Origin of the sequence: Micromonospora maritima (assembly GCF_902825405.1) — a bacterium.
Classification (GTDB): domain Bacteria; phylum Actinomycetota; class Actinomycetes; order Mycobacteriales; family Micromonosporaceae; genus Micromonospora; species Micromonospora maritima.
On record NZ_CADEAU010000337.1, the window covers coordinates 1 to 5,891 of the forward strand.

Sequence of the window (5,891 nt, forward strand, 5' to 3'; positions counted from 1 at the left end):
CGCCGCGACGGCGCTCGTCGGGTTCACCGTGGTCGCGCCCGGTCCGCCCGCGCCCGCTCCGCCGGCCGCCCGGCCGACGCCCACCCCCGAGGGGGCGATGAACGTGCTGCTGCTCGGCGTCGACCAGGCCGGCCCGGACCGGCGGGCCGACTCGATCCTGCTGGTGCACGTGCCGGCCGACCGGAGCCGGCTCTACCTCGTCTCCATCCCACGCGACCTGCTGGTGCCGATGCCGGACGGCACCTCCACCGGCAAGATCAACGCGACCTTCTCCCGGGCCGCCGCGTCGGGGGACCTGGCCGCCGGCTACCGGGCCACCCGCCAGGCGGTCGGCCGGCTGACCGGGGTACGCGTCGACGCCGGCGCGGTGCTCACCTACGCGGCGACCCGCGAGCTGACCGACGCCGTCGGCGGCGTGCCGGTGTGCCTGCCGGCGCCGGTGCGCTCGGTGCACACCGAGCGGCGGTTTCCGACCGGCTGCCAGCGGCTCGACGGCGCCCAGGCGGTGGACCTGCTCCGCCAGCGGTACGGCCTGCGCGAGGGCGGCCTGGACCGGGACCGCAACGCCACCCGGTACGCGGCCGGCCTGCTGCGGCAGGTGCGGGAGCGGGGAACGCTCACCGACCCGGCGCGGCTCGGCCGGCTGGTCGGTGAGATCGGCCCGGGGCTGACCGTCGACACCGGTGGGACGACCCTGCCGCTGCTGCTGTCCCTGGTCGCGCGGGCCGCCGCCGCCGAGCCGGTCGCGCTCGGCCTGCCGATCCGCTACGACGACTGGACGGACCGCGGCTTCGTGCAGCCGGACCCGACGCTCGCGCCCGGCTTCCTGGAGGCGCTACGCGCGGATCGGGTGGCCGGCTGGACCGCCGCCCACCCGGACCACGTCACGCCGCTGCGTCAGCGGTAGTCGTCCTCGTCGGCGGTGACCACCCGGGCCTGCTCCATCGCGTCCCAGTCGGCGACCTCCAGGCCCCGGTGCGGTTCGCCGTCGGTGTCGTCCGGGGTGGCCGAGGCGGCCTGCTCGACCGCGTCGGCCGGCTCCGCCTCGAGATCCCGCTCCTCCGGAGCGAGGTGGTGGCTCGGGGCGAAGTCCTCGTCGGGCTGACCCATCGTCCCTCCCTGCGTCTCGTGCGGGCGTCTGCCACCACCACCGTACGGGCTGGTCCGGGCCACCGCTCGGTGCCGGGCGGAACGGTGGAGTCGGCGATTGTCCCCTCCCCGGCGCGTGGCCCCTGCCAGGATGGTCCCGTGGGTTTCCTGATCCGACTGGCGATCACCGCGATCGCGTTGTGGGTCACCACGCTGATCGTGCCCGGGGTGGAGGTGACCGGCCGCAACGGTGGCAACACCGTGTTCACCCTGATCGTGGTGGCGCTCGTCTTCGGCGTGGTCAACGCCGTGCTCAAGCCGCTCATCAAGGTGTTCGGCTGCGTGTTCTACCTGCTCACGCTCGGTCTGTTCGCGCTCGTGGTGAACGCCCTGCTGTTCCTGCTCACCGACTGGATCGCCGGTCTGTTGAAGCTGCCGTTCCACGTGGACGGCTTCTGGGCGGCCTTCTGGGGGGCCATCGTGGTCGCCGTGGTGAGCTGGCTGATCAGCGTCGTCGTGCCGGACAGCCTGGAGGAGCGGTGAGCCGGCGCCGGGTCGGTTGTGCCCCGCCGGCGCTCCTACGGGATACTGCCCGCGGTGGACAGCGCGGTCCGGCGTACCCGTGGAAGTCAGCGGCCGGAACGGTCGCCTCCATGGAAGACAGCGGCCTGCACGGCCGAGAGCGGTAAGTAAGGAGCGTTCGACATGCCCATCGCTTCCCCCGAGGCTTACGCGGAGATGCTGGACCGGGCCAAGGCCGGCCGGTACGCGTACCCCGCGATCAACGTGACCTCCTCGCAGACGCTGAACGCGGCGCTCAAGGGCTTCGCCGACGCGGAGAGCGACGGCATCATCCAGGTCTCCACCGGCGGCGCGGAATACCTGTCCGGCCCGTCGATCAAGGACATGGTGACCGGCGCGAGCGCGTTCGCCGCGTACGCGCACGAGGTGGCCAAGAAGTACCCGGTCAACATCGCGCTGCACACCGACCACTGCCCGAAGGACAAGCTGGACAAGTTCGTCCGGCCGCTGATGGCCATCTCCCAGGAGCGGGTCAAGAACGGCCAGGAGCCGCTGTTCCAGTCGCACATGTGGGACGGCTCGGCCGTGCCGGTGGCGGAGAACCTGGAGATCGCCGAGCAGCTCCTCGCCGAGGCCGCCAAGGGCAAGATCGTCCTGGAGATCGAGGTCGGCGTCGTCGGTGGCGAGGAGGACGGCGTCGAGAACGCCATCAACGACAAGCTCTACACCACGGTCGAGGACGGCCTGGCCATGGTCGAGGCGCTGGGCCTGGGCGAGAAGGGCCGCTACATGGCGGCGCTGACCTTCGGCAACGTGCACGGCGTCTACAAGCCGGGCAACGTGAAGCTCCGCCCCGAGGTGCTCAAGCAGATCCAGGACGCGGTCGGCGCCAAGTACGGCAAGGACAAGCCGCTCAGCCTGGTCTTCCACGGCGGCTCCGGCTCGCTGCTGTCGGAGATCCGGGAGGCGCTGGACTACGGCGTGGTGAAGATGAACATCGACACCGACACCCAGTACACGTTCTCCCGCCCGGTCGCGGACCACATGTTCCGCAACTACGACGGCGTGCTGAAGGTCGACGGCGAGGTCGGCAACAAGAAGATGTACGACCCGCGCGTCTGGGGCAAGGCCGCCGAGGCCGGCATGGCCGCCCGCGTGGTGGAGGCCTGCGAGCACCTGCGCTCCACCGGCACCACCATGAAGTGACACCCCGGATGTAAGGAAGGGCCCCTTATTAACACAGCATGTTAATAAGGGGCCCTTCCTCTACCGGAGGCGTTAAGAGGGGGCCCTTCCTTTCACCGCACCAGGAGGCGGACGGCCTCGCGGACGTCGTCGGTGAGGTGGATCGTGTGGGACAGGTCGCCGAATGGGGAGGCGGCGAAGAGCGGCCGCAGCAGCGACTCCACCGGCAGCTCGGCGGTCCAGAACGTGCGGTCGAGGAAGACGTACGCCCCGCTCGCCCCGTCGGTGCCGTAGAACGTCTTGGTGGCCGCCTGGAACACCTCCTGCACTGTGCCGGCGCGGCCGGGCGCGAACACGATCCCGCCCCGGGCCAGGCGCAGGATGGTGTCCTCCCGGATGGCGTTGGAGAAGTACTTGGCGATCCGACCCGCGAACAGGTTCGCCGGCTCGTGGCCGTACAGCCAGGTGGGGATGGCGAGCCCGCCGGAGCGGGCCCACGCCGTGTCGGGCGCCGCCGGGCGGGGCGAGGGCAGCGACGGGCCGTCCGCGTACCGCTTGCGCACCGCCAGCGCCGCCGCCGTGTAGCGGTCGTGGTCGGTGAAGTCCGGCGCGACGGCGAGCAGGTCGATCGCGGCGGACAGCTCGTCGGCCGGCCAGGCCGCGAGGAACGCGCCCAGGTTCGCCGCCTCCATCACGCCCGGACCGCCGCCGGTCACCACCAGGCGGTCGGCCCGCGCCAGCTCCCAGCCCAGCACGGCGGCCATCCGGTACGCGACGCTGCCGCGCGGCACCGCGTGTCCGCCCATCACGCCCACCACCGACTGCGGCCCGTGCGCGGCCAGCCAGGCCCGGGTGGCGTCGGCCAGCGCGTTGTCCACGCCGTGGTCGTGCAGCCGCTGGCCGAGCGCCTCCCGGACGTCCGGCAGCGCCCCGCCGTGCGCGCGGAAGTGCGCGTACACCCGGGTGTCGTACATCTGGGTGAAGCCGCCCTCGGCGAAGCCGGCGGCCAGGTCGTCGGCGGTGTAGAGGTGCGACGGCTGGGTCGGGTAGGGCAGCCCGGAGAACGGCGGCACCACGTTGGCGCCGCGCCGGACCAGGTCGGCGCCCACCTCGCGGTCGGCGAACCGGCAACCCACGAAGAGCGCGCCGGCGACGTCGACGGCGCGCAGGTCGGGGACCGGGTCGAGGTCGAGGCGGAGGCCCTGCACGGTCAGGCCGGCGAGGGTCCCCCCGGCCAGCCGGCTGTCGAACTCGGTGCGGGTCTGGACCTCGTCGGCGTGGGGCGCGTGCGGCTCGATGACGTCCGCGGGTGGTGGGGTCGGCACCCGGTCATCCTGCCCCGGCCGGGCAACCTCGCAAACCCGGGCGGTACGGACAGGAGCCCGGCGGGCACGCCGCCGGGCTCCTGCGTAACCGGTTCCTGGGGAGGCTCCGGATCTGTAGTTGTAGTGCACGAACCACGCCTGCGGCATGGGCCGCGGGTACGTCCGCTCCCGCCGCAGGCGTGACGAAACCCTCAGCCGTTCAGCCACCCGACCCGCCCGACCCCCTCGCGCGCCCCAGGGCGAAGCGGGTTGAATGGGGCGATGCAGAACCTGTTGCCTGAGCCCCCGGCCACGTTGCTCCCGGCCGACGAGGAGGCCGACGCCACGCTCGCGACGGCGGTCGAGCAGGGCACCGACGAGGCGTACGCCGAGGTCGCGGCCCGCTTCCCGACCTACAGCGCGGCCTGGGCGGCGCTGGCCGGCCGCGCGCTCGCCGCGGGCCAGGTCGTCACGGCGTACGCGTACGCCCGCACCGGCTACCACCGGGGCCTCGACCAGTTGCGCCGCAGCGGCTGGAAGGGGCACGGCCCGGTGCCCTGGTCGCACGCCCCGAACCAGGGCTTCCTGCGCTGCCTCTACGTGCTCTCCCGGGCCGCCGGCGAGATCGGTGAGGCGGACGAGGCGGCCCGGTGCGCCCAGTTCCTCCGCGACTGCGACCCGGCCGCCGGCGACGCGCTGTCCGGCGACTGACCACTGCCGCGACGGCCGGTGCCCTCCCGGGTGCCGGCCGTCGCGCCCGTCCTACAGCCCTTCCGCCACCGACGCGGCGATCTTCAGCCAGGCGTCCCGGGTGGCGGAGGAGAGCTGCCCGTACCGCAGCGGCTCGCCGGTGTCGATGAGCCGCTCGTACGGCGCCAGCAGCACCGCCCGCGTCCGCGCCGCGAAGTGGGCCTGGATCGCGGGCAGGTCTATCTCCTTGCGCGACGGCGGCATCGAGACCACGGTGACCGCCTGCCGGACCAGCCGCTGCCGACCGCTCTGCTCCAGGTGGTCGAGCATCCGGGCGGCGGTCTCGGCCGAGTCGTTCCGCGCCGACATGGTCACCACGAGCTGGTCGGTGGCGTCCATCGCGGCCTGCCAGTTCTGCGCCCGGACGTTGTTCCCGGTGTCCACGAAGATCAGCTTGTAGAAGCGGCTGACCACCTCACGGATCTCGGCGAACGCGGCGGCCGTGAGCATCTCGCCGCCGGTCGCCGACTCGTCCGAGGCGAGCACGTCGAACATGCCCTCGCCCTGCGAGCGGACGTACTGCGACAGGTCGCCGACGCGGCCGTGCGGCCCCTGGAACTGGGCCAGGTCGCGCAGCATGTCCCGGACCGTCCGGGCGTGGAAGTCCTGCTGCGCCCGCATGCCGAGGGTGCCCTGGGTCTCGTTGTTGTCCCAGGCCAGCACGTATCCGCCGCGCTTCTGCCCGAACGTCATGGCGAGCAGCAGGATGGCCACCGTCTTGCCGGCGCCGCCCTTCGGGTTGACCACCGTCACCTGGCGCAGGCCGCCGAAGTTGCGGCGGACCATCTCGATGTCCCGCTTCACCTCCTGCTCGTGGCGGCCGGGCGCGAGCCGGACCAGCCCCATCCGGTTCACCACCGCGCGTACCCCCATGGTGGCCACCGGGTCGACCGGGCGGGCCTGCCGGCGGCGGGCGAAGTCCTCGGCGGTCGGGGGCGCCGCCTGCTGCGGCGTCCAGCCCTGCTCCGGGTACGGGGGCGTGACGTGCGGCCCCGGGGGCGCCGACTGAGGCGGCTAGATCGGAAGAGCACACGTCTGAAC

Annotated in this window: 6 protein-coding genes and 1 pseudogene; 4 read left to right on the forward strand and 3 right to left on the reverse strand. The window is 73.0% G+C overall.

Going from position 1 to position 5,891, the window contains the following annotated elements:
* The coding region (locus tag HUW36_RS23680) for an LCP family protein (protein WP_174530196.1) at positions 1-907 on the forward strand (907 nt) is incomplete at its 5' end.
* On the opposite strand, the gene HUW36_RS23685 is transcribed toward HUW36_RS23680, so the two are convergent.
* Positions 898-1,110, reverse strand: coding sequence for a hypothetical protein (locus tag HUW36_RS23685; RefSeq protein ID WP_174530197.1), 213 nt, complete (start codon positions 1,108-1,110; stop codon positions 898-900). The two genes, HUW36_RS23680 and HUW36_RS23685, sit on opposite strands and share 10 nt — an antisense overlap.
* Positions 1,111-1,248: 138 nt before the next feature.
* Here HUW36_RS23685 and HUW36_RS23690 point away from each other — a divergent pair, with 138 nt between their 5' ends.
* Positions 1,249-1,632: a phage holin family protein gene (locus HUW36_RS23690; RefSeq protein ID WP_174530198.1), complete on the forward strand. Its 384-nt coding sequence runs from the start codon at positions 1,249-1,251 to the stop codon at positions 1,630-1,632.
* A gap of 162 nt (positions 1,633-1,794) precedes the next feature.
* Positions 1,795-2,817, forward strand: coding sequence for a class II fructose-bisphosphate aldolase (fbaA, locus tag HUW36_RS23695; protein WP_174530199.1), 1,023 nt, complete (start codon positions 1,795-1,797; stop codon positions 2,815-2,817).
* 92 nt (positions 2,818-2,909) lie between these two features.
* Here the strand turns inward: fbaA and HUW36_RS23700 are convergent, their stop codons facing one another.
* On the reverse strand, positions 2,910-4,121 hold the full coding sequence (locus HUW36_RS23700; protein ID WP_174530200.1) for an LOG family protein: 1,212 nt from the start codon (positions 4,119-4,121) through the stop codon (positions 2,910-2,912).
* Between the two features lie 261 nt (positions 4,122-4,382).
* Between HUW36_RS23700 and HUW36_RS23705 the strand changes: the two genes are divergently transcribed.
* Positions 4,383-4,811: a DUF3151 domain-containing protein gene (locus HUW36_RS23705; protein ID WP_174530201.1), complete on the forward strand. Its 429-nt coding sequence runs from the start codon at positions 4,383-4,385 to the stop codon at positions 4,809-4,811.
* 51 nt (positions 4,812-4,862) lie between these two features.
* Here the strand turns inward: HUW36_RS23705 and HUW36_RS23710 are convergent.
* A pseudogene (locus HUW36_RS23710) lies at positions 4,863-5,819 on the reverse strand (MinD/ParA family ATP-binding protein); the annotation flags it as partial.
* Between the last annotated feature and the right edge of the window lie 72 nt (positions 5,820-5,891).